At 35.2% G+C, this 23,071-nt stretch carries 28 protein-coding genes and 2 pseudogenes; 16 read left to right on the top strand and 14 right to left on the bottom strand.

From position 1 onward, the window contains the following. Nucleotides 1-202 precede the first annotated feature (202 nt). Both ACIR310F_RS0114180 and ACIR310F_RS0114175 read left to right on the top strand, forming a co-directional pair. Nucleotides 203-844, top strand: coding sequence for a hypothetical protein (locus ACIR310F_RS0114180; RefSeq protein ID WP_028084388.1), 642 nt, complete (start codon nt 203-205; stop codon nt 842-844). Between the two features lie 186 nt (nt 845-1,030). Continuing rightward, the gene (locus ACIR310F_RS0114175; RefSeq protein WP_231387551.1) at nt 1,031-1,453 is read left to right on the top strand and encodes a cobalamin biosynthesis protein; all 423 of its coding nucleotides are present in this window, start codon (nt 1,031-1,033) and stop codon (nt 1,451-1,453) included. A gap of 74 nt (nt 1,454-1,527) precedes the next feature. Here the strand turns inward: ACIR310F_RS0114175 and ACIR310F_RS0114170 are convergent, their stop codons facing one another. From ACIR310F_RS0114170 to ACIR310F_RS26955, 3 genes and pseudogenes are all read right to left on the bottom strand, one after another. After that, nucleotides 1,528-1,881: a phage holin family protein gene (locus ACIR310F_RS0114170; protein WP_028084386.1), complete on the bottom strand. Its 354-nt coding sequence runs from the start codon at nt 1,879-1,881 to the stop codon at nt 1,528-1,530. A 10-nt stretch (nt 1,882-1,891) separates the two neighbouring features. Beyond that, a complete protein-coding gene (locus ACIR310F_RS0114165) occupies nt 1,892-2,689 on the bottom strand; it encodes a peptidoglycan-binding domain-containing protein (RefSeq protein ID WP_231387549.1) in 798 nt (265 codons plus the stop codon). 90 nt (nt 2,690-2,779) lie between these two features. Further along, nucleotides 2,780-2,971 (bottom strand): annotated as a pseudogene (locus ACIR310F_RS26955) (insulinase family protein); the annotation flags it as partial. Nucleotides 2,972-3,296: 325 nt separating this feature from the next. On the opposite strand from ACIR310F_RS26955, the gene ACIR310F_RS0114160 reads away from it, so the two are divergent. After that, nucleotides 3,297-3,590 carry a hypothetical protein gene (locus ACIR310F_RS0114160; RefSeq protein WP_028084384.1) on the top strand — a complete coding sequence of 98 codons (294 nt, stop codon included), beginning with the start codon at nt 3,297-3,299 and terminating at the stop codon, nt 3,588-3,590. Between the two features lie 95 nt (nt 3,591-3,685). Here ACIR310F_RS0114160 and trmFO read toward each other — a convergent pair whose 3' ends face one another. From trmFO to ACIR310F_RS0114115, 10 genes are all read right to left on the bottom strand, one after another. Beyond that, entirely contained in the window at nt 3,686-5,032 is a 1,347-nt protein-coding gene (gene trmFO, locus ACIR310F_RS0114155; protein ID WP_028084383.1) for an FADH(2)-oxidizing methylenetetrahydrofolate--tRNA-(uracil(54)-C(5))-methyltransferase TrmFO, read from the bottom strand. Nucleotides 5,033-5,070: 38 nt separating this feature from the next. Then, nucleotides 5,071-5,196, bottom strand: a complete 126-nt coding sequence (locus ACIR310F_RS26950) for a hypothetical protein (RefSeq protein ID WP_331271316.1) — start codon at nt 5,194-5,196, stop codon at nt 5,071-5,073. 82 nt (nt 5,197-5,278) lie between these two features. Further along, a complete protein-coding gene (locus ACIR310F_RS0114150) occupies nt 5,279-5,509 on the bottom strand; it encodes a type II toxin-antitoxin system HicB family antitoxin (RefSeq protein WP_028084382.1) in 231 nt (76 codons plus the stop codon). A gap of 82 nt (nt 5,510-5,591) precedes the next feature. Then, entirely contained in the window at nt 5,592-6,251 is a 660-nt protein-coding gene (locus tag ACIR310F_RS0114145; RefSeq protein WP_028084381.1) for a retron system putative HNH endonuclease, read from the bottom strand. Next, nucleotides 6,248-7,504 carry an AAA family ATPase gene (locus tag ACIR310F_RS0114140; protein ID WP_028084380.1) on the bottom strand — a complete coding sequence of 419 codons (1,257 nt, stop codon included), beginning with the start codon at nt 7,502-7,504 and terminating at the stop codon, nt 6,248-6,250. Before ACIR310F_RS0114140 ends, ACIR310F_RS0114145 begins: the two co-directional genes overlap by 4 nt. Nucleotides 7,505-7,879: 375 nt before the next feature. After that, on the bottom strand, nt 7,880-9,034 hold the full coding sequence (locus tag ACIR310F_RS0114135) for an iron-containing alcohol dehydrogenase (RefSeq protein WP_028084379.1): 1,155 nt from the start codon (nt 9,032-9,034) through the stop codon (nt 7,880-7,882). 188 nt (nt 9,035-9,222) lie between these two features. Continuing rightward, nucleotides 9,223-10,302, bottom strand: a complete 1,080-nt coding sequence (locus ACIR310F_RS0114130) for an AI-2E family transporter (protein WP_028084378.1) — start codon at nt 10,300-10,302, stop codon at nt 9,223-9,225. Nucleotides 10,303-10,409: 107 nt separating this feature from the next. Then, nucleotides 10,410-10,838, bottom strand: a complete 429-nt coding sequence (locus tag ACIR310F_RS0114125) for an NUDIX hydrolase (RefSeq protein ID WP_028084377.1) — start codon at nt 10,836-10,838, stop codon at nt 10,410-10,412. Between the two features lie 3 nt (nt 10,839-10,841). Further along, nucleotides 10,842-11,231 (bottom strand): hypothetical protein, encoded by a 390-nt coding sequence (locus ACIR310F_RS0114120; protein WP_028084376.1) that lies wholly within the window; start codon nt 11,229-11,231, stop codon nt 10,842-10,844. A gap of 206 nt (nt 11,232-11,437) precedes the next feature. Next, entirely contained in the window at nt 11,438-11,929 is a 492-nt protein-coding gene (locus tag ACIR310F_RS0114115; RefSeq protein WP_028084375.1) for a DUF2141 domain-containing protein, read from the bottom strand. Nucleotides 11,930-13,090: 1,161 nt separating this feature from the next. Between ACIR310F_RS0114115 and nifB the strand changes: the two genes are divergently transcribed. From nifB to xisF, 6 genes and pseudogenes are all read left to right on the top strand, one after another. Further along, nucleotides 13,091-14,539, top strand: a complete 1,449-nt coding sequence (nifB, locus tag ACIR310F_RS0114110; protein WP_028084374.1) for a nitrogenase cofactor biosynthesis protein NifB — start codon at nt 13,091-13,093, stop codon at nt 14,537-14,539. Nucleotides 14,540-14,642: 103 nt separating this feature from the next. After that, complete coding sequence (locus ACIR310F_RS0114105; RefSeq protein WP_028084373.1) at nt 14,643-14,987, top strand: DUF362 domain-containing protein; 345 nt, start codon at nt 14,643-14,645, stop codon at nt 14,985-14,987. 113 nt (nt 14,988-15,100) lie between these two features. Further along, nucleotides 15,101-16,306, top strand: coding sequence for a cysteine desulfurase NifS (nifS, locus tag ACIR310F_RS0114100; RefSeq protein WP_028084372.1), 1,206 nt, complete (start codon nt 15,101-15,103; stop codon nt 16,304-16,306). 178 nt (nt 16,307-16,484) lie between these two features. Continuing rightward, nucleotides 16,485-17,396, top strand: a complete 912-nt coding sequence (nifU, locus tag ACIR310F_RS0114095) for a Fe-S cluster assembly protein NifU (RefSeq protein WP_028084371.1) — start codon at nt 16,485-16,487, stop codon at nt 17,394-17,396. A gap of 274 nt (nt 17,397-17,670) precedes the next feature. After that, nucleotides 17,671-17,823 (top strand): annotated as a pseudogene (locus ACIR310F_RS0114090) (AAA family ATPase); the annotation flags it as partial. A gap of 46 nt (nt 17,824-17,869) precedes the next feature. Further along, the gene (gene xisF / locus ACIR310F_RS0114085) at nt 17,870-19,246 is read left to right on the top strand and encodes a fdxN element excision recombinase XisF (RefSeq protein WP_035368012.1); all 1,377 of its coding nucleotides are present in this window, start codon (nt 17,870-17,872) and stop codon (nt 19,244-19,246) included. A 206-nt stretch (nt 19,247-19,452) separates the two neighbouring features. Here the strand turns inward: xisF and ACIR310F_RS25685 are convergent, their stop codons facing one another. Continuing rightward, nucleotides 19,453-19,620: a hypothetical protein gene (locus tag ACIR310F_RS25685; RefSeq protein WP_155963820.1), complete on the bottom strand. Its 168-nt coding sequence runs from the start codon at nt 19,618-19,620 to the stop codon at nt 19,453-19,455. A 145-nt stretch (nt 19,621-19,765) separates the two neighbouring features. Here ACIR310F_RS25685 and ACIR310F_RS0114070 point away from each other — a divergent pair, with 145 nt between their 5' ends. From ACIR310F_RS0114070 to ACIR310F_RS22610, 7 genes are all read left to right on the top strand, one after another. Further along, a complete protein-coding gene (locus ACIR310F_RS0114070) occupies nt 19,766-19,996 on the top strand; it encodes a hypothetical protein (protein WP_028084368.1) in 231 nt (76 codons plus the stop codon). Between the two features lie 62 nt (nt 19,997-20,058). Next, nucleotides 20,059-20,334, top strand: coding sequence for a hypothetical protein (locus tag ACIR310F_RS0114065; RefSeq protein WP_028084367.1), 276 nt, complete (start codon nt 20,059-20,061; stop codon nt 20,332-20,334). Nucleotides 20,335-20,475: 141 nt separating this feature from the next. Then, complete coding sequence (locus ACIR310F_RS0114060) at nt 20,476-20,655, top strand: hypothetical protein (RefSeq protein WP_028084366.1); 180 nt, start codon at nt 20,476-20,478, stop codon at nt 20,653-20,655. Nucleotides 20,656-20,706: 51 nt separating this feature from the next. Continuing rightward, complete coding sequence (locus ACIR310F_RS0114055; protein ID WP_028084365.1) at nt 20,707-21,156, top strand: hypothetical protein; 450 nt, start codon at nt 20,707-20,709, stop codon at nt 21,154-21,156. Between the two features lie 64 nt (nt 21,157-21,220). Further along, nucleotides 21,221-21,664 carry a hypothetical protein gene (locus ACIR310F_RS0114050; RefSeq protein ID WP_028084364.1) on the top strand — a complete coding sequence of 148 codons (444 nt, stop codon included), beginning with the start codon at nt 21,221-21,223 and terminating at the stop codon, nt 21,662-21,664. Between the two features lie 85 nt (nt 21,665-21,749). Continuing rightward, nucleotides 21,750-22,619, top strand: coding sequence for a DUF5895 domain-containing protein (locus tag ACIR310F_RS26945; protein ID WP_051289654.1), 870 nt, complete (start codon nt 21,750-21,752; stop codon nt 22,617-22,619). A gap of 62 nt (nt 22,620-22,681) precedes the next feature. Then, nucleotides 22,682-22,942, top strand: coding sequence for a hypothetical protein (locus ACIR310F_RS22610; RefSeq protein ID WP_081677600.1), 261 nt, complete (start codon nt 22,682-22,684; stop codon nt 22,940-22,942). Nucleotides 22,943-23,071: the final 129 nt, after the last annotated feature.

The following is a 23,071-nucleotide window of genomic DNA, read 5'->3' as shown; positions in this document are numbered from 1 at the left end:
TAGCTCGATGCCAGGTTTATTTTTTACCACCACATCACCCCCTCTATTTATTTAGTGGGGGTTTTGTGTTGGGCGACAATTTTTTAGCGATGACTGGGATGAGCTTATCCCCATCTGTATCAAAAAGTTAATTTAACAATTGCATTATGAGCAGACAAATGTAATACTACTGTAAGTGTAACAGTATCAAGGGGGTTCTGTCATGGCTAATTGTCCTAATTGTGGTTCTGGTCACATCCAACTTAAACAAGAAACTGATGTGAATTGGGGAGGTGCTATAGCCGGATATGCTTTATTTGGTGTTGTAGGTGCGGCTATTGGGGCTGTTACAGGTGAAGATAGAAATGTCAATGCTTGTCTAGATTGTGGAACATCCTGGAAAGCTGAAGACTTATTTAAGCTTCTGCAAATTATTAAAGATTGCACAGGTGCAGAACTAAATTTAGCTATATATCATGACCGTGTATACATGAATAATTTTATATCTGAAGTAGGTAGTTATTTAAAAGAAATACCAGAGATAGAAAAAAAAGCTGATCAACTTATTGCTGATAGAAAAAAAGAAGCGGAGAAAAAAGCCTTTCCCGGATGTAGTGCTATAGGGTGCTTATTCTTTATATTTGGTATACCCGCTATTACATCTATAGGTGGGGCGGCTTTTTTAATAATCCTATTAATTTTCATAGTTGGTTTTATTATTGATATGATTTTTATGGCTGCAAACCAAAAAGCTATTGAAGAAGCAGTAGAAAATGCTAAAGAACAAGCAGTATCTATGAAGCGTGAAGCTGAAAAAAAACTTAATGCAAAAATACAAAGTTTCATGGAAAATAATCCTCTCTAACTCAATATTTAGACAAAAAAATACCAACAACAAGATACCCAACTTCTCCGAAAAGTCGGGTATCTGAAAGATTTACCTATCCCCTTTTATCTTCTTCCAATAAACCACGAAGAAGCAAAGAACACGAAGGAAAAGCGGTTTCAGTGATATTTTACGTAAGTCCTATTACAAAATGAAGTGCATAATGTGGCATATAAAAAAAGTTTATGGGTGGGAATTGGTTGTCAACAAGGAATTTCCCAGGAGTTAATTAAATCCGCTATTAAAAAGGTTTTCCAAGAGTACCAACTTGTGTATGATGAAATAGCTGGAATTGCAACTATTGATAAAAAAGCTTCAGAAATTGGTTTGGTAGAATTTTGTGATTTAGAAAATTTACCTTTAAAAACCTTTAGTTCTCAATTTTTAAATAATGTATTTGTTCCTAATCCTAATCATAGTATTATTAAGTTAGTGGGGACATCTAGCGTAGCAGAGGCATCAGCAATTCTTGCAGCTTCAGAAATCGCATCTGCGGAAATAACTTTATTAGTTCCTAAACAGATTTTTCGATTCCAAGACAAAGGAGGAGCGCTAACTCTAGCCGTTGCTCAACTGTACTGCATTTAATTTGTATTTAATTTGTATAATTATAGCGGACAGGATGCCCGCACCACAATTTAAAAGTGATTAAAAATTGATATTTAATCAAATGTATTAACAACTTGGTTAATAATACCAGAAACAATTGATAGGACTATTGAACCGAAAAAAGCGGGAATAAAACCCCGAATTTCAAACCCAGAACCGGGAGTTATGGAACTCGCAAACCATAAAGTTAAGCCATTAATTACAAATGTAAATAAGCCTAAAGTGATGAAGGTGATAGGAAATGCTAAAATCTGCAAAATAGGGCGAACAATGGCATTTACTAAACCAATGACAATAGCGGCTATTAAAGCAGCAGTAAAGCCACTGAGAATGATACCAGGGACAATTTTGGCTGTAATTAACAATGCTACCGCAGTACCAAGCCAGGTCAAGAGGAAGTGTTTCATATTTTTATCGTTATTGGGAAGTGCGTTTTACAAAAACTTTCCATGTACCACCACCAACTACACCGTCAGGTTCTAAGCCGTAACGGAGTTGAGCAGATTTGACTGCTTTTTCCGTGGATACTCCGAAATACCCATCTATTTTACCAGTTAAAAACCCCAGATTTTGTAGTTGTTTTTGCAACTTAATTACTTCTGGACCACTCATACCTAAACGCAAAATTGGCCATCCCTCGGTTGTATATTGGATACCAGGTATTTGCTGATTAATAGGAGTTGGTTGAATTTTATTTGCCGAGGTTGTGCGTTTGATAGTTGGGTTATTAATTTTGGGTTTATTATTTATTTGACTGGGAATATTAGTAATACTATTGATAGTATTAGGTGATGAAGAGATATTTGCAGGACTGGGAAATAGTCTTTGCCAAGTAATATTATCTACATTACCATTCGGATTTAACCCAGCAGCTTGCTGAAAGCGATAAACGGCCATAGCTGTATTTTGTTGATATGTACCATTTACATCTCCCGTATAAAAGCCTAAAATCTTCAAAGCTGCTTGAAGTTCGGTAACGCGCTCCCCTTGACTACCCAGTTTTAGGAGAGGACGGTTAATTTTCGTTTCTGGGTTTGATTGAGCGGTTCTAAATGGCAGTGCTATTGATACTAATGCAGATGAACTAATTAATAGGGGTGTTGTTATTAACAAGAGTAAACAAGAACAACAATTGGCTCTTAATTTGGGGATACTTGTCATGTGACTAACTTTCATAGAACTTTTATAACTTTTATATAAGTTTCCTATGCTCATATTATATTACACTGAGGCCGAGCAGATTTTGTTGGGTTTCCTTGGGTCAACCCAACCGACGCAATTTCAAGTTGTTTTGAGATGAGGATGTTAAAAAATGACAGTCCCAATAGCTTCTTCCAGTCCAACTATAGACAAGTATGGTGTTTGTAAATATTTACGAGCAGATGTAATTGCCTCCGTTGCTGTGACATTATTAATTAGTTCGGGAAATTGTTGATCAAATTCAATTCCTAAACCTAAAATTTCATATCAACCATATATCTGAGCAATATGTCCATGTTGGTGAGTTGTTTTGACAATTTTTTCTAACTGCATAAAATTTAATTTCCTTATTTTAACCTTGTTTTTTACGACTTATAGCAATTTTATCTGAGATTGCACAGAATCATCATCATTATTTATCTGCTTTTATGTGCTTTTATCTGCCCTTAATTATTCTTAATACGATCTTTCCATACAACTTGATATTAATGTCTTAATAATAACGAAACACAGAGAACACAGAGGACACGGAGAAATGAGAGTTTGAGAGGTTTTTGCGTCATTTGTAAATTTTACGAAAATAAAGTTAAATAATATAAATTCAGTAAATCACTAAGTTTTTATGAAAACACGTCCAGTAATTTTGCTATTTACTTTAGTTGTTCCTGGGTTTCTGGTAGTATTGGTTTCTCTTTATTTTTTTGCTGTGGATTATGAAGCGTTGATTAAGACCGAAACTTATGTGGAAAAAATTGCCAATGATAAAAGGACTAATGAAGGAAATTTACAATTTGCATATCATCGAGCTTTGGCTCATCGAATTAATGTTTTTGCAGATGCTACTTGGGGATTATTAGGAGGTGTAATTACAGCAGTAGGTATTCATGGTTTGGTGATGTTAAAACAGAAGGATTAATGTTAATAATTTTATTATTGTGGCGGGCTAGAAGCCCAGCCCACAATAGAAGTAAGTCTACCCCACAAGAGTTTGAAAAATTTTAGCTATGCAAATTATCTATATTTTTCCTCTTCAGTTAAAATGGGTAAATTTTCCCTTTTCCAAGTTGCTAAATCCGCTAAGGATCTATCCCGGTAGCGTCCATATTTTTCTGGTTTACTCTTGATTTTTACACCCAAATCTGGGACAATTCCAAAGTTAGGAGCCATGGGTTGAAAATGTTTTGGTGCAGCGGATCTGATAAACTCAAATAATGCCCCCATCATGGTTGTCACTGGTAAAATTAACGGTTCTTTTCCTAAAGCTAATCTCGCAGCATTTGTTCCCGCTAACCAACCCCCCGCAGATGCAGCAGTGTAACCTTCTGTTCCGATTAATTGTCCCGCAGCTAATAAGGTGGGACGTTGTTTAAATTGCAAAGTTGCTAACATTAACTGAGGTGCATTTAAAAAAGTATTGCGGTGCATTACTCCTAATCTGACAAATTCGGCTGTTTCTAACCCAGGTATCATTTGAAATACTCGTTTTTGTTCACCCCAACGCAAATTAGTTTGAAATCCTACCATATTCCAAAGTTGACCAGCTTTATCTTCTTGTCGCAATTGAATTACCGCATAATTACGTTCTCCAGTACGAGGGTCAGATAAACCCACTGGTTTGAGAGGTCCATAACGCATGGTATCTTCCCCTCTTTTTGCCATTTCTTCAATTGGTAAACAAGCTTCAAAAAATTTCGCTGTTTCTCTTTCAAAGTCTTTTAATTCTGTTTGTTCGGCTTGACAAAGTGCTTCTCTAAATTGTAAATACTGCTCTTTATTCATGGGACAATTTAGATAAGCTGCTTCACCTTTGTCATAGCGAGAAGCCATAAATACAATATCTTTATTGATAGAATCTCCCGCAATAATGGGACTTGCAGCATCAAAAAAGTTGAGGTATTCCATCCCCGTAAATCGTTGTAAATCTGCGGCTAAATCGGGACTGGTTAAGGGTCCTGAAGCTAAAACGACAATACCTTCGGGAATGGCTGTAACTTCCCCCCGTCGAAAATCAATTAAAGGGTGATTGGCTAGGGTTTTGGTCAAATCTTCCCCAAATTGTCCTCTGTCCACCGCCAAAGCCCCACCAGCGGGGACTGCGTGTTCATCTGCTTTAGAGATGACAATAGAACCGAGTTGCCGTAATTCTGCGTGTAATAGACCAGCAGCGCGATCGCTGGCCATAGCCCCAAAGGAGTTACTACAGACCAATTCGGCTAAATTTTCGGTATGATGGGCAGGGCTGAAGCGTTTAGGGCGCATCTCATGAAGAATTACAGGCACGCCCGCTTGGGCTATTTGCCATGCTGCTTCTGTTCCTGCAAGTCCGCCGCCAATTACTTGTATTGGTTGTTGTGTCATAGTGATTTGAGATTGGAGATTGGAGATAAAATTATTATTCAAATAGAGAACGAGGTAGTTGAGATTGTCGAATAATGTGACATTAATGTACCCAGTTTAACAGATGAGTGATTAGGTAAAATAGCAGTCAAAGTAGAGTCTTCTATTGCTTTTTGCATGACAATATGACTTCCTTTTTGTCTAACTTCTGTAAAGCCATTGTCTTGTAAAATTTTGCAGATTTATTTACCTGATAGTAAGCGTAACTTACCCAACAGAAACCTCCAAATTAGTGATAAAAATTTCGCTTTTGAGACGATTTTTTATTTCTGAAGGTGAAGCAAATTCTAAAAATAATTCAATTGCTTCTTTTAAATTATCTTTTGCTTCCTCAATGCTATCTCCTTGACTAGCAATATCTAATTCTGGACAAAGGGAAACATACCCATTGTCTTCTTTTTCAATAATTACAGTAAATCTTTGTTTAATAGTTGGCATGAAATATATAAACTCCTTACTTAATATCTTTATATTATTATACTGCTTATTGTCCACGAAATATGTTTTAATCTGGATTAATTTAATTACAGTAATAATTTTCCAAAACATAAACAATGGTAGCACAAAATTGTTGATATTTTCCATCATTATTCAATTCTAAATAATTCTTAATAATATTCCTGATTTCCTCTTCATTAAAATCATCATCTGCTAATAATTCTAATTCTGCATCAATTGCAGCTTTACGCATTCTTTGTAACTTGGGAATATTCAAAGCTAATTTTTCTATTGTTGTTTCAGCAGCAACTTTTTTACTAGTTTCTTCTGTCGGTAAAATTTCACCAGCAGCAGAATATTTAAAAAACCCTGCACAATTTGCTATTAACGGTGAAACTAACAACTTTTCATCATACCAATTATCTTTTTGATGTCCACAATGTATAGGAACACGGGGTTTATTATCATCTTCTCCTTGACAGGAAACTATAAGATTAAAATAATCAAATCTCACAGTTTCATCTGTACCTTGAGGTTTAAAATGTTCAATATGACAACTTCCTTTATTTATAGAAACACCACAATAACAACAAATATAACCTTGTTCTTTTAATAAAGTTTCTAAAAGCTGACCTTTAACTACAGTTCTTCCAAAACTTTTCCAAGTAGGAATTTTAGCACCTTGCTTGATTTTCCATGTAGATAAACTAGTTGGTTCTGCACTTTTTTGAATATATTTCATTTACGTAAAAGTCCTTTTCTCGTAATTAAAATATCAGCTTTGACAAACTGTGCTTCATCTTCACCAATTTTTTTAGCTAACTCTTTTCTCAATTCTTTAGCAGTTTCTAAGTTTCCTTCATCAATTAAACGAAATAATTTTAAAAGTTCTTGTTTTATTTCCTGTGGACGTTCAGGAACATCCATTAAATCTTCTAATATTTGATTACTATCTCTACCATAGGAACTTTCAGGACGTTTAGCAATTATATCTGTATCTGTTTTTTCTAAAATATAAATTCCTTGAGGTTTAATTTGACTAATTACTTGAGGGGAATGAGTAGTAACTATAAATTGACAATGAGGAAATGTTTTAGTTAAAGCTGGGATAATTTCTCTTTGCCATTTTGGATGTAAATGTAATTCAATTTCATCAATTAAAACTACTCCGAAACCATCAAGAGGATTTTCTAAACCAGGGTTAGCAATAGCTAATCTTCTTGCTAAATCTCCCACCATTGCTAATAAACATTTTTCACCATCTGATAATTGATTAACTATTAATTCTTCTCCATCTTTTTGTAATGTCATTCTTAAAGGAGAACGACGGACACGCAATTTATTAAAATTGGGAATTAAGGAAGAAATAGCTTCTCTTACTGCTTCTAATTGTTTATCTTGATAATTAGGACTATTTTCTAGACGTAATTCATTTTCTAAATCTTCCTGTTTTCTAAACCATTCAAAGAAGATTCTAAAGTCACTTCCCGTACCGCTAATTGCATTTTCATAAGTATCTATTTGTTCAAATGAATGTTGTTTTTTTATCTTTAATGGAATATCAAGAACCGCACGATTAGTTGAGTAATAAAGGATAACAGGGAGATTATATTCTTTAGATAAAGATAATTGGTGCTTAATATTTTCAGTAATCTTGTTGATTTCAGATAAATTTGTACTTGTATCTTTAATACGTCCTTTTTTAACTTTAGTTAAAGACCAAGTAAATTCCTGAGATTCAAAATCAGTTATTATCTCATTATGAGTTTCATGTTTGTCATTTTTTATGTCGTCTTCTGTAAACAATCTTCCTGAAGCCGTCGAGTGTTGAATTGCACTAGAAAAACGTGATAATAGAATGGCTAAACAATCAAGAATACTTGATTTACCTACACCATTAATACCAATAAATACTGTTGGTTCTTTTTCATCAAAATCTATTGTTAAATCACCAATTCCGCGAAAAGATTGCATTTTTAGACGCTTAACTCTCATAAATTCAAACCAAAACTAGCAAAACTTTATTATATAATATATATTATATTTTACAGCATCTTGGTAAACTACTCATTAACTAGTGAAGAATCTTAACTCATTTTCACTCTAACAACCAAGCAAACAAATCTCCAACTGTCAATTTTAAATCACCTGCAAAAGACGGTACAGGAATTAACATATCTGATTCATCAAATACCTCAAGTTGCTGTGGACGGTAAACAAAATTTGACCATCAATATATTCACTCGCAGGTTTCTGGTAGTTATGGAAAGGGTTAAAGGGTAAAGAGTAAATATTTTTTTATGCTTATTTTCCTCTTTCCCTTTCACCCTAAATCAAGCAATATTTATCGTTACCCTACCACTTTAATTTCTAAGCACAAAGAGCTAAAATTTGCTCAACAACTTCCAAATTAACATCTTTATTTTCTCCCAAAGCTGTCATCCCATGTTTTTCTAAATTCTTAATAACTGCGGGAATAGTTGCTAACCCCACACCATAATCAGATAGGTGAGTATGTACCCCAACTGATTCAAAGAAATCACGAGTTTTACTAATTGCTGTATTCACCCGTTCCTCTTCTGAACCACCGACAAGATCCCAGACTCTATCTGCATATTGTAGAAGTTTTTGCCATTTGCGATCGCGTCTAATTGTTAAAGTGCTAGGTAACACAACCGCTAAAGTTTGAGCATGATCTAAGCCATGTAAAGCTGTCAATTCATGACCTATCATATGAGTAGTCCAATCTTGGGGAACACCAGCCGCAATTAACCCATTTAAGGCCATTGTTGCTGACCAAACTAAATTTGCTCTAGTATCATAGTCTGTAGGGTTTGCTAAGGTTTTTGGTCCTTCTGAAATCAAAGTTTTCAAAATTGATTCAGCCATGCGGTCTTGTAATGGAGCATTAACCGGATAGGTTAAATATTGTTCCATGACATGAGTAAAAGCATCAACAATACCATTACCAACTTGTCTAGGAGGAAGGGAAAAAGTAGTTTCTGGGTCAAGAACTGAAAATTTCGGAAATACTAAAGGACTGGCGAAATATAACTTTTCTTGAGTTTCCCACTTGGTAATAACCGCGTTTGTATTCATTTCCGAACCGGTCGCCGGTAAGGTCAACACCACCCCCATTGGTAAAGCCGCAGTTACGGGCGCACCCTTTGCTAAAATATCCCAAGGGTCGCCTATAAAGGGAACAGCAGCAGCGATAAATTTAGTTCCGTCCGCGACAGAACCACCACCCACTGCGAGGAGAAAATCAATACCTTCTTTGCGTATTAATTCAACGGCTTGCATTAAAGTTTCTAAGTGGGGGTTAGGTTCAATACCGCCAAACTCAAATACATTCCGTCCCGCTAATGCTGATTTTACCTGATCATAAACACCATTGGCTTTAATACTACCCCCGCCGTAGGTAATCAGGATTTTAGCATCTGGGGGAATTTCTGTACCAATGTTAGCAATTTGACCTTTACCAAACAGGATTTTCACAGGATTATAAAAAACAAAGTTTTCCATGATACTTAGACAAAGAAATGAGATTTGATCTTGAGTATTGTAATCAGTTTCTTGTTTTTTTGCATCTTCAACTACATCCCATTTATAAAAAATAAGATCTGAAAAATAAGATATGCAGTTAATATGGCAGAATTTTTTATAAATATCCACCAAACCAATACATCAGATTTTCCATAATTTATGATTCTTTATTCAATATCAACATTAACAGAGGTTTTCTTAAATTCACCATTGCGCCAATTATCAGCAATATCTTTAATAAAACTAGCTAGAGGAATAGCAACTAATAAACCCACCACACCTCCTAATTTTGCTCCTATCAATAAAGAAATTACCACCCATACAGGATTTAAACCAGTTAGATTTCCTAAAATGCGTGGAGCAACAATATTAGAATTAATTTGGTCAATAGCTACACCTATAGCTGCAACTTCTAAACCTAAACCAAAGTCTTTTAAGGACACTAATAAACTAACAATACCAATACCAATACCTGTTCCAAAAGGAAATAGAGAAAATAAACCAATTCCTAAGCCAAAAAGTAATGATAAAGGCACACGCAACAATACAAATGCGAGTGTTATAGTCATAGCTAAAATAGCACCTAATGTAGCTTGACCTATGAAATAATTATTAAAATCTTCTCGTAGTAATTCCCTAACTTTCCTAGTAATATGTGCAGGAAACCAGAGATAAATTCCATCCCATAAACTTTCACCGTTCAAAACTAGATAAATAGTCAAGACTATGGTGATGATTAAATTAAATAAATTTCCGATAGTGTCCAAAGCAAAACCTAAAATTTTTCCAGTAAAAGACTGAAGTTGAGCAGATATTTTACCTAAAAATTCAGCAGCCAAACCACTTAAATTTACTGGTAATTTTTGTTTAGATGCCCAATTTTGTAGATCTTCTACTTGTTGAATTCCAGATTGAATCCAATAGGGAAGAAGATTAGCTAATTCATTCAATTGCTCCAGAATAAGTGGTAATAAAATAACCCCAATTGCACCTAAAATTATAATAGATAATAGCAATACTACTACAACAGCTAAAATACGAGGTACTCCACGTTTTTGGAGAAGTTTAATCGGATAATCTAAAACAAAAGCTAGGAGAATAGCGATAGAAATAATACTAACTAAAGGTTGAAAATAGTTAATAAATTGAATTAATAACCATCCATTAAGAATAATTATAGGAAATGCTAATCCTATATTTAACCATTTCGGTAAATTTGCTAGTTTTTTCTCTGGTTGTGATTCCATGGATTTATTAAAAATCTAAGTAATAATCTAAGTTCTGGGAAAAGCAATTAGAAATTTTCATTTTCAAAGCTTTTGATTACCTAAGTAATATAGGTCATACTATCATTTTATAGCGTTTTGATAAAATCTAACATGATTTTTTGAGGTAAAGTTGCTAAAGGTCTGATTTCTCCTGCTTTTTGAGAAAAATATTCCCCTTGCTGGATATCTTCTGCTGTTAACAAATCTAAATCCCAACCTTCAGAAAGTACAAGTTCATTTAATGGTACTAACAAGGGTGCTTGAAAGACATAACGGACAGCTTTTTGATCGCTATAAATTCCGAATTGAGAAAAAGCAGTTAATTCATAACCAATTTCTTCCAAAACTTCTCGTTGAACTGCTATTTCTGGAGTTTCTCCAGCTTCGATATGTCCACCAAATAAAGCCCAACATCCAGGAGCTATAATATTAGGAATATTATCCCGTAATTGCATTAAAAACTTATTCTCTCGATAGAGAATAGCAACGGCTACATTAACTAATTGACCGTTCATAAATTACTTTACCTCTAAATAAATTCCTCCGTATTCTTTCCCTGCTAAAGAAATTTTTTTGTACTGGACATTACCTTTTAATACTACATTTTCTCCAACTCGAAAATTTCCTTGATTAGTGATAATCCAGATTTTACCAGTTGAATCATTAATTTGATATGCTTTCTTTTTGATTAAAGGAGCGGTTTTTTCTACTGTACCTTGAATATAAATTGTAGTATCCTGATTTTTTTGGCTGATTTTCTGAATTGGTGTCACATTAGCACCAATCTTAAACTTTTCCAGATTTATACCAGAATTTACTTGATTATTGCAAGCATAAATTCCTGTTATCAGAGAACAACATAGTCCCAGGTAAAATAATCGCCAAGTCAAAATTTTTCGTTGCTGCATAAGAGTTTACACAAGTTACTTTCTACTTATAGCGTTCCCCAGTCTCATGAAGTACACACCAATTTATTCCCTGTTCAGAGTTCCCTAAAACTAAAAAACTTTGTACCTCACAAGCATGGGAACTACTATATCATAGTAGTATTTTGTCCAAAAAATACAAAATTATGCCAAAATAATCAAGAGATCAATATTTAAATCAACATAAATCAACGACCTAAAAGATATTGCAATTTGATCTCAATATCAGTATTTGAACCTGCTACGAAAACAGCCGCTTGATTAAATTTGGGTGGACCTGTCAGAATTGCTGGATTGTTAGAAAACCCAAAACCTTCTATGGGAATACCAAAAGAATTAGTGTTCATCATACCATCTTCATTAGCATCATGAATTAAAGCAACGGCATAATTCCCTGGTTTTAAGTTCTTAAAAGTCAGTTTTTGAGGATTTTCTGTGATCTTGATACATTCAGATTTTACGGCTTTTTCACTATCACTAGGAAATCCTTGACTTCCAGAAAAAAGACTAGCACAAATTTTCCCAGATTGGTTTTTTACTCCTACCACATTAATCGTCAAATTACCATTAAAATCTGCTCTGGCACTAGTTAAAAATAGGAAACTTCCCAAAATAGGAAGTAACACTATTAGCCCCTGACTTGATGCTTTCCGTAAGGCGATTTTAAAATGTTCTTTCATTAACTAGTTTACCCTCTATTAAATAGAACTAATATTTTATCCAGCAATCTTGTAAATGTAGATTTTACGATTGTGTAATAGCTACAAGAACATCACTTTTACAAGTATAGCAGAAGGTGGTAAAATGAGGGGCTTTAGAGGAATAGCTTGCCCTGAGCTTGCAAAGGAGTCAAAGTATCAAATTAAAAATTTCTAACTTTGCTGCTTTGTCGCTTTGCGTCTACTATTAGGTTCTTTAAGACGTTGTTTCAAAGCCTCTCACCCTACACTTTCGCTAAAGGTAAACTTTACGACTTTTCAAACATCCGCGAACGACGACTTTAATCACTTTTTCCTAATTTGATTTGTTTATGATAGATATACTTTGTTAATCATGGAAAGTTTATGGCTAACCAAATTATCGAAAATGACAAATAAATAATGATCAAAAAATTAAATCTTTTGCAAATAATCTGCATTAAGATAGATGTCTTATTAAGTCCAAATTCCTGATCCAGCAAGAGATGTAACTACAATTTACATCACAAATCATCGAAAAATTAAAAAAATATAAATTGCATTTCTAGAGAAAAAAATGATAGGCTGTATACATACGGCAAATCTCAGCCTTGTCAGGTACTCTAAATCTTAATCCCCCAATGCTTTTCGGGGAAAGCGGAATTTAGTCCCCTCTGCTTGATCAAGGGAGGGTGTTTGGTGAAGTAAAAACCGGATGTTGTGGGAAAGTTGAGTACAGTCGAATATCAAGAAAACCCGATAAAAATCCGGCTGAAATCCTTACAGATATTGAGTTGGAGATGAGTACAAAGAAATCCTGAACCCCTAACTATAAATACTCGTACCCCTGACTATAAATACTTGCACCCCAACCCAAAAAAATCTTTTTTAATTTTTGTATCGTTGCAATACAAGGATTTAAGGATTTGAGTACAAACATAATAAATCTAATAAGTTCTATCCTTTGTCAACCAAGGGGGACAAAAAAAAGGGCTGCTATAAATCATTTATCGCCAATCACTTAACGCTCCTTAACAAAACAAAGTTAATAGTCAAAAGTGAGTGGAGGGATGAGATTAGCACCATGTCTATAATTTAGACATTGGCAGTAGTAACAGCATCTCCCACAGTGGCTCTCAAGTCCACCGCAAACAGCGAAATTCAATGACACTATCTGCTACCAACATTCTCACCTCCGACGGTCTGCGAGATCAGGATTCTATTATCATCCCCGCTAAATCTGGTAATTGCGGTTGCGACAGCAGCACAACTCCAGAAATGGACGAAAAACTTAGAGAACGCATTGCTAAACACCCCTGTTATAGCGAAGAAGCTCATCATCATTATGCAAGGATGCACGTTGCCGTTGCCCCTGCTTGCAATATTCAATGTAACTATTGTAACCGCAAGTATGATTGTGCTAACGAAAGTCGTCCGGGGGTAGTGAGTGAACTGCTCACACCAGAAGAAGCTGCCCATAAAGTGTTAGTAATTGCGGGTAAAATTCCGCAAATGACCGTATTGGGAGTAGCAGGACCTGGTGATCCTTTGGCTAATCCAGAAAAAACTTTTCGTACTTTTGAATTAATTGCAGACAAAGCCCCAGATATTAAATTGTGCTTATCTACTAACGGTTTGATGCTGACAGAATATATTGATCGCATTAAACAATTAAATATAGATCACGTTACCATTACTCTTAATACCATTGACCCCGAAATAGGCGCACAAATCTATTCTTGGGTTCACTATAAACGCAAGCGTTACAGAGGTGTGGAAGGAGCAAAAATTCTTCTAGAAAAACAATTAGAAGGATTACAAGCTCTCAAAGAAGCTGATATCTTATGTAAAGTTAATTCTGTGATGATTCCGGGAATTAATGACCGAAATTTGGTAGAAGTTAATCAAGCTATTCGGGAGAGAGGCGCGTTTTTACATAACATTATGCCGCTAATTTCTGCACCAGAACATGGTACACATTTCGGTTTAACTGGTCAACGTGGACCAACAGGAAAAGAACTGAAAGAAGTCCAAGATAATTGTTCTGGTAACATGAAAATGATGCGCCACTGTCGTCAGTGTCGAGCCGATGCGGTAGGATTATTAGGAGAAGATCGGAGTCAGGAATTTACCAAAGATAAGTTCATGGAAATGACTCCAGAATATAACTTTGAAACTCGCCAAGAAGTTCACGAAGGTATTGAGAAATTTAGAGAAGAAATTAAGGCCGCAAAAGATAAAGTATTGACTGGCAAAAAATCTGCTAATAATCCTAAAATCTTGGTTGCAGTAGCCACAAAAGGCGGTGGATTAGTTAACCAACACTTCGGACACGCCAAAGAATTTCAAGTTTATGAAGTTGATGGAAATGAAGTTCGTTTTGTTAGTCACCGCAAGATTGATCAATATTGTCAAGGTGGTTACAGCGAAGCAGCTACCGCAGATAATATAATGAAAGCGATCGCAGATTGTAAAGCAGTCTTGGTATCGAAAATAGGCAACTGTCCTAAAGAAAAATTAGAAGCAGCAGGAATAAAAGCTGTTGAAGCCTATGACGTAATTGAAAAGGTTGCTTTAGAATTTTACGAGCAATATGTTCAGGTTAATGGGTAATAGGTAATAGGTAATGGGTAATAATTTTCAATCACCTCTTTCTCAACACCTAATCATCTATTACCTTTTACCTCTTCACCAATTTACACAAAGGTAAATAATCATGGCTTACAAAATTACTAGCCAGTGTATTTCTTGCAAGTTGTGTTTACCTGTTTGTCCTACTGGTGCAATTCAAGAAGTTGATGGTAATTATTGGATTGATTCTCAACTTTGCACAAATTGCGCTGGTAGTATTCACACTGTACCTCAATGTAAGGCTACTTGTCCGACTGCTGATGGTTGTGTTCAACAATCTAGTGATTATTGGGAAAATTGGTTTGCTTATTACCACCGTGTTTTAGCAAAATTAACCAATAAACAAGACTACTGGGAACGTTGGTATAGCTTTTATTCTCAGAAGTTTTCCCAACAGTTGCAAAAGCATCAAGGCCAAGTAATTATATAGGTGATTTGATGGGTGATAGGTAATAGGTAATATTTTCCCCAATTACCTATTACCAATTACCAATTACCAGTTAATAATTCTAGCTAATTACTCATAATCTTTATATGGAAACCATGCAAAATAATTGCATTTATCTTGATAATAATGCCACCACTAAAATAGATCCTCAAGTTGTTGAGGCTATGATGCCTTATTTGACGGATTATTATGCTAATCCTTCCAGTATGCACACTTTTGGTGGACAATTGGGAAAAGCTGTAAAAACAGCCAGAGAACAAATTGCTGCTTTACTCGGAGCCGAAGAATCGGAAATTGTTTTTACCAGTTGCGGAACTGAAGGTGATAATGCTGCTATTCATGCGGCGTTATTAGCTCAACCAGAAAAACGTCATATCATCACTTCTCAAGTAGAACATCCTGCGGTTTTAAATGTTTGTAAACAATTAGAATCTAAAGGTTATCAAGTTACCCATTTGTCAGTTAATTCTCAAGGACAAATAGACTTGAATGAGTTAGAAGCTTCTTTAACTGGTAACACTGCTTTAGTAACAGTAATGTATGCCAATAATGAAACCGGCACAATTTTTCCCATTGAAGAAATTGGTGTTAGAGTTAAAGAATATGGAGCTATCTTTCACGTTGATGCAGTGCAAGCGGTAGGTAAAATACCCTTAAATATGAAGACCAGCACCATAGATATGTTAACTATATCTGGTCACAAAATTCATGCTCCTAAAGGTATTGGTGCTTTGTATGTTAGACGTGGGGTTCGTTTCCGTCCTTTCTTAGTTGGTGGACATCAAGAACGAGGACGTAGGGCAGGTACAGAGAATGTTCCCGGAATTATTGCTTTAGGAAAAGCTGCGGAATTGGAATTATCATATTTAGCAGAAGCAACTCAGAAAGAAAGAAAGTTACGCGATTATTTAGAACAATCTCTTCTGGCTAAAATTCCTGATTGTCAAGTAAATGGTGATATTAAAAATAGATTACCAAATACTACAAATATCGGGTTCAAATATATTGAAGGTGAAGCAATTTTGCTTTCTTTAAATAAGTACGGTATTTGCGCTTCTTCTGGTTCTGCTTGTACTTCTGGTTCTCTTGAACCTTCTCATGTTTTACGAGCTATGGGTTTACCCTACACTACTTTACATGGCTCAATTCGCTTTAGTCTTTCTCGTTATACTACGGAAGCAGAAATTAATCAAGTAATTGCAGTCATGCCGGAAATTGTTGACCGTCTACGGGCTTTATCTCCCTTCAAAAATGATAATGCCGATTGGTTACAACAACAGTCAATGGTCAGTAGTCATTAGTCAGTGGTCAGTAGTAAAAACTGACTGCTGACCAATCACAAATTACCAATCATCAATCCAAAATCTAAAATCTAAAATCCAAAATCAGTGGTCAGTAGTAAGTAAAAACTGACTGCTGACCAATCACAAATTACCAATCATCAATCCAAAATCCAAAATCTAAAATCCAAAATCAATTATGTGGGACTACACTGATAAAGTATTAGAGTTATTTTACGATCCTAAAAATCAAGGTGCAATTGAAGAAACCGGTGAAGCTGGCGTGAAAGTGGCAACTGGTGAAGTGGGAAGTATTGCTTGTGGTGATGCTTTAAGATTACATTTGAAAGTTGAAGAAGCAACAGATAAAATTCTTGATGCACGTTTTCAAACTTTTGGTTGTACTAGTGCGATCGCTTCTTCTAGTGCTTTAACTGAAATGATTAAAGGTTTAACTTTAGATGAAGCTTTGGGAGTAACAAATAAGGAAATCGCTGATTATTTAGGTGGTTTACCTGAAGCAAAGATGCACTGTTCTGTTATGGGTCAAGAGGCTTTAGAAGCTGCCATTTATAATTATCGTGGTATTCCTCTAGAGGCACATGACGATGAAGAAGGTGTCCTCATCTGTAGTTGTTTCGGAATAACTGATGCTAAGATTAAAAAAGCAGTCGCCCAAAATAATCTCTTCAGTGCCGAACAAGTAACAAATTATGTAAAAGCTGGTGGCGGATGCGGTTCTTGTTTAACGAAGATAGATGATATAATCAGAGAAGTAAAGCAGGAAGCCGCCCAACAAAATCTCAACATCTACGGCGCGAAAACTAAAACAGAAATTCCTAATTCAAAGTTTATTGCAGAGCAACAAAAACCATTAACTACAGTCCAAAAAATTGCCCTGATTCAAAAAGTATTAGATGAAGAAGTCCGACCCGTGTTAATCGCCGACGGGGGAGATGTAGAACTTTATGATGTCGAAGGTGATAAAGTTAAGGTAATTCTTCAAGGTGCTTGCGGTTCATGTTCTAGCAGTACCGCTACTTTAAAGATTGCCATTGAAGCGAGATTACGCGATCGCATCAGCAAAGAAATTATTGTCGAAGCAGTTTAGAAATTAGTCATTAGTCAGTGGTCAGTAGTCATTAGTCAGTGGTCAGTAGCAAAACAACGGACAAAGGACAACTAACAACTAACAAAGGACAACGGACAACGGACAACTAACAAAAATCCCTACAACCCAATAAATACTATGAACACCACCAGATTTTTTGTAGAGCGATCGCCCCCGTAGCGACGTTCTACACACGCTCACCGCCGTAGAACTTGGCCGTGAGAACCGACAGACGAAAAACACGAAATCAACCAATTCTAGGAAAACACGAACAATGACTACTGACGCAAATATTAGACAGATAGCTTTCTACGGCAAGGGCGGTATCGGTAAATCTACCACTTCTCAAAACACCCTCGCAGCTATGGCTGAAATGGGTCAACGCATCATGATCGTAGGTTGCGACCCTAAAGCTGACTCCACGAAGTTTTATTCTGTGGTACATTGTAGAGATTATTTTCTGTGAATTGTTTATGAAAATCGGTTATACCAGAGTGTCAACGCGAGAACAGGCACAAGACAGCAGCGCTTTAGATCAGCAAACCCATAGAATCAAGTCTGCCGGAGCAACGGTTATTTTCTGTGATGTAGAATCTGGAAAATCTTTTACCAGAAAGGAATTTAAGAAAATGATAGCCTTGTGCAATGAAGGCCGAGTTTCAGAATTGATCATTACCAGAATTGATAGGCTAGGCCGCAGTGTGATTGGCATTCATCAAACTATCGAAGCACTTCAGAAATTGAACATTAAGATCAATGTACTTGATTCACCAGTAGATCCAAGCTCGGCTTATGGTTGGTACTCCATTAATCAAATGGCCGGATTAGCAGAATTAGAATCAAGAATGTTGTCCGAACGGATCAATAACGGCATGGAATATTTTAGACTTATGAAAAAAGCGTCACCCAGGCCGCCGTTCGGATATGCCAGGGTGAACGAGAAATACGAACCAGATTTAGAAGAATTTAATAATACCTCAAAATGGGCGATCGCACAGCAAGCGATTAAATTTTTCCTCAACAATGGAACATTGAGAAGTTTAAGCCAGTATTTGTTGGAACACGAAATTAAAATAACTCCATCTGGATTGAGATACTGGTTGTTAAACCCGTGTCTAAGAGGACATACTGTTTATGGATCTAGAGGAAATATTGATCGTCCTGAAAAATGGACAATTTGTGAAAACACTCATACCCCGCTGATCTCTAATCTTGAATACCATAAAATTCTCAAGATCCTAGAGACAAATAAAATAAAGCACTGCTATGGCAATGATAAGAAAGATAAAGAGCGTTATCCGTTGTCAGGCCAGATTATTTGCGCTGATTGTGGGTATAAGTGCTTTATTAAAAAGCGTGGCAGCAAGATTAGAGTTAGGTGTAAACAACATGAAGTATCAGGGAGCTTATTTTGTGAGAACAAATTTACGACCTATCTTGATAATATTATTTACCATGTTGACAGCGTATTACATCAAAGATATTTAGATGTAATTTCATTTACAGAGAGTGAAATTATATCTGATAGCGAAGCGCGACCTAGGAATCAAGATAATCCTTTAATAGCGGATCAAGAACGCCAATTAAGATCCTTGAGACAATTACCTAAATCGCCAATTATTGACGGAGCGATCGCATCTACTTTATTGGAAATTCAAAGACTAAAATCCTTGCAAACGGTACAACAGGAAATTAGTCAAGAATTGAAAAAGACTTTAATCAGCAGTTTCTCAGATTTAGACTTTTGGCAGAACATACCCTGGAAAGACAAGTGTGAAATCTATAAAGAGTTGATTAAATCGGTATCCGTTTCTAATGGTGAAATTATAGAAATAGAATTATTTATTTAGTTGAACCATTTGACACGTCTTGATTCTAAGGTCAAACTCCTCGTCACTGAGGTTCATTAATTCCGTTCTAAGAGATGGTTCAAGATGTTTGATCAAAGACCATCTTTTAGCATTTTTAATTAGTAAATCTAAACCTAACATTAATTAATACCTGAAAACGTAATTATTATTTTAACTAAATTGGATCAAAATATTCTGTATTTTTTCTACCATTTTTTAAACCCAGAATTATTGTCTATATTTTTTATGGTTTCCATAAGAATAATCTCTACCGTCTGGGATACACTTCTTTGTTGATCATTTGCTAATTCTTTAATTCTCTTCGCTAATTCCTCAGTTGTAACCGTTGTAATACGAGCAACTTTAGTTTTCATTTTTTTGTCCTTATTTTTGTGAAGAGTTTGAAACTTTTGACAACTATTTATATTATAATTGACTTACATAAAAAAAGCTCTGAATTGTTAGAGCAATTCAGAGCGCGACCGTCCCATACAAATTTGCCTTGTAGGAGGTTTTTTAATGATACGCTCATCTCAAATAAATATCATCCCCATGCACCCTAAAGAATTTGTAGCTCTTTATGGGAAAAAATTCGCCGCTCGCATTTCCGGGTATCCAGAAGAAACGCTAGGGAAGTATTTAGCTAAGGAAGAATCCAAACGCTACATTAATCCTAGTGAATCCGTGAGAATGCACTTTGGAGCTATTCACCAAATTATCATTACTAAGGAGAAAGTACAAGAGTCATAATGACGTTTTTGGTACGAATATCGTCATAATGACACTCCCATATTTCATGGGAGTTTTTTATTATGGATTTATTCACGGGAGATTCACGGGAGGTTCACGGGAGGTTCACGGGAACATTCACGGGAAGGTCACGGGAAGGTCACGGGAAGTTCATAAGCAGTTCGCGGGAAGGTTACATGAAGCCGATGAATAGATTACCTACTGCTAAGTTTCATCTGAGTTGTTTGGTTGATACGAATGATAAATTTTCTGAAAGCGAGAGATTGAATATGGCTTATGAATCCATTTTAATGGCGATTAAGATGATTCAGTCAGTTCAAGAATTGTTGGACGTTTAGAAATTATGATATGAGTTCCTGGTTATCCGGGAACTCTTGTCATGAGAGAAAGGGGTTAAAAATTGCCAGCTTATTAAGTTTTTGACCAAATAATTAAACATTGCTACCGCCTTGAGTGGTAGCTTTTTATTGGGGGTATGTATGAAAGAGTTTTTGGATAAATTGTCTCATGCTTATGATGCAATGGATTATTATCAATTTCTCGAAATCACAGGTTTTGTTGATTCAAGTTATTCTTTGGAAAAGTTTAAGCTGTTTCAACAAAGTGTTAGAGGATTAATGAGTTTTGATTACGAAACTTTAGCAATGATTTTGAAATAAACAATAACAGAGGGATTTAATTGATTCCTCTGTTTTTTTTAGGAGTTAAACATGAGTAAAAATCTTGATGAATTACTGAATTTACGGGCAATGATTAGTCAAATGCAGTTAAAGATTGAGGAAATCATGCCAGATGCTATTCAAGAAGCATTAGCGATCGCACCAGAATCAAAAAACAGAATTATTTACCATAACGATAATGGCAGAATAGTTTTGAATATGAAAAAGAAATTCTCCAATAACAATGATGATCTTGTGTTGTCAAAATTAGATGAGGATATTCAGAGGATATCAGCGGAATTAATCAGGAAGAATTTTAATGCGATCGCTGAAATAGAATCAAAAATTGAATCACTGAAAAATGAAATTCAGCAACTTGAAAAAGAACAGTCGAAATTATCAAGTAATTCAATGCTTATCAGTCTAAAAGCACAATACAAATCAAGGAGAGAGAAATCATTATATCTTGATCCAGGTTTGTCTGTTTACTTAAACGACTAAATCTTTAAACTAATGCTACCTCTAATGGTGGTGTTAGTTTATCTACTTTTTTTTGGGGTTAACAATGGAAGAAAAAAGATATCGCTTTAATCGGAAATTTGGTAAAATATATCTAGAAGATGGAAAAGAATTAATCGAAGTTGGCGAAAGTCTAAAGGTAATTATTTTGTGGTCTTCAGAAGCAATTTTCGCAAAGCCATTTGCACATTTAGCAGCACAGGAATGGGTACAGTTAACGTTCATAGACAACAAAAGCAATTGGTGTTATGCACTGTTAAATGGCGGTTTAACTAATGCTTTGTTTCCGTGGTTTGAATATCGAAAACAGATTAGTAATAAAGGTTTGGACATGACTGAAGTAATCACCACAATCAGTTTAATTAAAGCTGGTGATGTATTTGATTATTCATTCTCTGGAGTTCCTGGTAAACCAGGTTTGAAAGAAAGAATGAATAATTTAATCCAAACCTCTAATTATCTATTGATGGATTCCTCAATAGATTTATAAAAGTGATGTTTCAAGGATAGAGCAATTTATTCTTGAAACTCATGCTACCGCCAAAATTTATGACTTTTTAATTTGGAATAAAACAATGCCAAAAAGTAAAAACGAGCTAACTAATTCAACTGAAAATCAAGGAATTAATGAAATGAATGAAGATTTTACCTCTGAGTTTGAAATCGATCCTAGTTTGTTGACCGAAGAATTTAATTGTAAACGCGCTAAAAGGTTTCCTTATGGTGTGGTAATCAATTCTGAAAATGCTGGCTTGTTTATTCCTGAAAAGAATTTAAGCAAAGCTGGTTGGTTAATTAAGCCTGAATTAGTTGAGAAAGAATTGCCGGGTGGAGTCGAAACTGGTTTATTCTTAACAAATGCTAGGATAATTGTTCTAGGTTTTGTTGATCCTTATTTAAAATACAAGGACAATGAAGCTGTTCCGGTTCAGTTAAGAAATACCATGATTGATTGGTATGATGGTTATGCGGGGGAAATTGACAAGAAAATGATGGATGCTGTTTCTGAGCATTTAATCATGTTTTTAGATCAAGAGAATAATTTTCTGCATGAGATTCCAATTAGAATCAGATTCAAGAATGTAGCTCTTTGGAGTTTAAAAGAAGCTTTGGATAGATATTATTCTGAGGCTGAATTAACTTTTGCTAGATTAATGAATCTGAAACCAAGTTCAAAAGATGATAAATGGCGAGCTTTGTGTGTAATTCAAATTCAGTTTAAGGGAATAAAAGAAGGTAAAACCAAAGAAAGTTCCTATTGCTGCAAGGTAGCTGATTATCTCAGACCAGATGCTCAAAATTTCCCTAAATTATTTATGGGAACAAGAATAAAAATGAATGCAGTAATAGAAAAGTATGATTCTAGTATGGGTTTTGATGAGCAATTAAAATTAATGTTGCCAGAACCCGTTAAGTTTGCTGCATTACCAGAAGGAAAAGAGTAAGTCGGTTTTTTAGTTAATAGTCACTGATGAAAATCAGTGGCTTTTTTTTACAAGGGAAAAAAATGCACATTAAAACAATTGCCGTAGGTTACACCAGAAAATTCAATTTAGAGAATTACAACAGCTTGGAGTTACATACTCATTTATGGGCTTCAATAGGGGAAGATGAAGATGAGGAGGCTTGTATAGAGATACTGCATGATAAATGTAGGGAATCGGTTAGGCGAGAATATCTCAAATATGTTAATAAATCAAAGCCAGTTCCCACATTTACAATAAATAGCGGAGGTGAATATGTAACGGAAGATATCACAGAAATGTAATCAATTAGGAGTTTAGAGAAATCTAAGCTCCTTTTTTTTAAGCTGTTGCTACCGCTGAAATTGTTGTTGTTTTTGTTAATAAAGTAATGATTGCAAAGATTTTTTCAAGTTATGAAGTTTTTGGATTAA

The sequence above is a fragment of the Dolichospermum circinale AWQC310F genome (genome assembly GCF_000426925.1).
Taxonomy (GTDB): domain Bacteria; phylum Cyanobacteriota; class Cyanobacteriia; order Cyanobacteriales; family Nostocaceae; genus Dolichospermum; species Dolichospermum circinale.
Note: the sequence above shows the minus strand (reverse complement) of the source record. Positions and strands in the feature narration are given on the sequence as shown.

What these genes read in the sequence shown, in the direction of transcription:
- ACIR310F_RS0114150 (WP_028084382.1), bottom strand. Translation starts at nt 5,509, where the DNA reads ATGCCAACTATTAAACAAAGATTTACTGTAATTATTGAAAAAGAAGAC.
- ACIR310F_RS0114160 (WP_028084384.1), top strand. Translation starts at nt 3,297, where the DNA reads ATGAAAACACGTCCAGTAATTTTGCTATTTACTTTAGTTGTTCCTGGG.
- ACIR310F_RS0114140 (WP_028084380.1), bottom strand. Translation starts at nt 7,504, where the DNA reads ATGAGAGTTAAGCGTCTAAAAATGCAATCTTTTCGCGGAATTGGTGAT.
- ACIR310F_RS25685 (WP_155963820.1), bottom strand. Translation starts at nt 19,620, where the DNA reads ATGAAAACTAAAGTTGCTCGTATTACAACGGTTACAACTGAGGAATTA.
- ACIR310F_RS0114135 (WP_028084379.1), bottom strand. Translation starts at nt 9,034, where the DNA reads ATGGAAAACTTTGTTTTTTATAATCCTGTGAAAATCCTGTTTGGTAAA.
- ACIR310F_RS0114130 (WP_028084378.1), bottom strand. Translation starts at nt 10,302, where the DNA reads ATGGAATCACAACCAGAGAAAAAACTAGCAAATTTACCGAAATGGTTA.
- ACIR310F_RS0114170 (WP_028084386.1), bottom strand. Translation starts at nt 1,881, where the DNA reads ATGAAACACTTCCTCTTGACCTGGCTTGGTACTGCGGTAGCATTGTTA.
- ACIR310F_RS0114070 (WP_028084368.1), top strand. Translation starts at nt 19,766, where the DNA reads ATGATACGCTCATCTCAAATAAATATCATCCCCATGCACCCTAAAGAA.
- ACIR310F_RS0114120 (WP_028084376.1), bottom strand. Translation starts at nt 11,231, where the DNA reads ATGCAGCAACGAAAAATTTTGACTTGGCGATTATTTTACCTGGGACTA.
- ACIR310F_RS0114050 (WP_028084364.1), top strand. Translation starts at nt 21,221, where the DNA reads ATGGAAGAAAAAAGATATCGCTTTAATCGGAAATTTGGTAAAATATAT.
- ACIR310F_RS0114165 (WP_231387549.1), bottom strand. Translation starts at nt 2,689, where the DNA reads ATGAGCATAGGAAACTTATATAAAAGTTATAAAAGTTCTATGAAAGTT.
- nifU (WP_028084371.1), top strand. Translation starts at nt 16,485, where the DNA reads ATGTGGGACTACACTGATAAAGTATTAGAGTTATTTTACGATCCTAAA.
- trmFO (WP_028084383.1), bottom strand. Translation starts at nt 5,032, where the DNA reads ATGACACAACAACCAATACAAGTAATTGGCGGCGGACTTGCAGGAACA.
- ACIR310F_RS0114180 (WP_028084388.1), top strand. Translation starts at nt 203, where the DNA reads ATGGCTAATTGTCCTAATTGTGGTTCTGGTCACATCCAACTTAAACAA.
- nifB (WP_028084374.1), top strand. Translation starts at nt 13,091, where the DNA reads ATGACACTATCTGCTACCAACATTCTCACCTCCGACGGTCTGCGAGAT.
- ACIR310F_RS0114125 (WP_028084377.1), bottom strand. Translation starts at nt 10,838, where the DNA reads ATGAACGGTCAATTAGTTAATGTAGCCGTTGCTATTCTCTATCGAGAG.
- xisF (WP_035368012.1), top strand. Translation starts at nt 17,870, where the DNA reads ATGAAAATCGGTTATACCAGAGTGTCAACGCGAGAACAGGCACAAGAC.
- ACIR310F_RS0114145 (WP_028084381.1), bottom strand. Translation starts at nt 6,251, where the DNA reads ATGAAATATATTCAAAAAAGTGCAGAACCAACTAGTTTATCTACATGG.
- ACIR310F_RS0114115 (WP_028084375.1), bottom strand. Translation starts at nt 11,929, where the DNA reads ATGAAAGAACATTTTAAAATCGCCTTACGGAAAGCATCAAGTCAGGGG.
- ACIR310F_RS0114060 (WP_028084366.1), top strand. Translation starts at nt 20,476, where the DNA reads ATGAAAGAGTTTTTGGATAAATTGTCTCATGCTTATGATGCAATGGAT.
- ACIR310F_RS0114065 (WP_028084367.1), top strand. Translation starts at nt 20,059, where the DNA reads ATGGATTTATTCACGGGAGATTCACGGGAGGTTCACGGGAGGTTCACG.
- ACIR310F_RS0114105 (WP_028084373.1), top strand. Translation starts at nt 14,643, where the DNA reads ATGGCTTACAAAATTACTAGCCAGTGTATTTCTTGCAAGTTGTGTTTA.
- ACIR310F_RS0114055 (WP_028084365.1), top strand. Translation starts at nt 20,707, where the DNA reads ATGAGTAAAAATCTTGATGAATTACTGAATTTACGGGCAATGATTAGT.
- ACIR310F_RS22610 (WP_081677600.1), top strand. Translation starts at nt 22,682, where the DNA reads ATGCACATTAAAACAATTGCCGTAGGTTACACCAGAAAATTCAATTTA.
- ACIR310F_RS26945 (WP_051289654.1), top strand. Translation starts at nt 21,750, where the DNA reads ATGCCAAAAAGTAAAAACGAGCTAACTAATTCAACTGAAAATCAAGGA.
- nifS (WP_028084372.1), top strand. Translation starts at nt 15,101, where the DNA reads ATGCAAAATAATTGCATTTATCTTGATAATAATGCCACCACTAAAATA.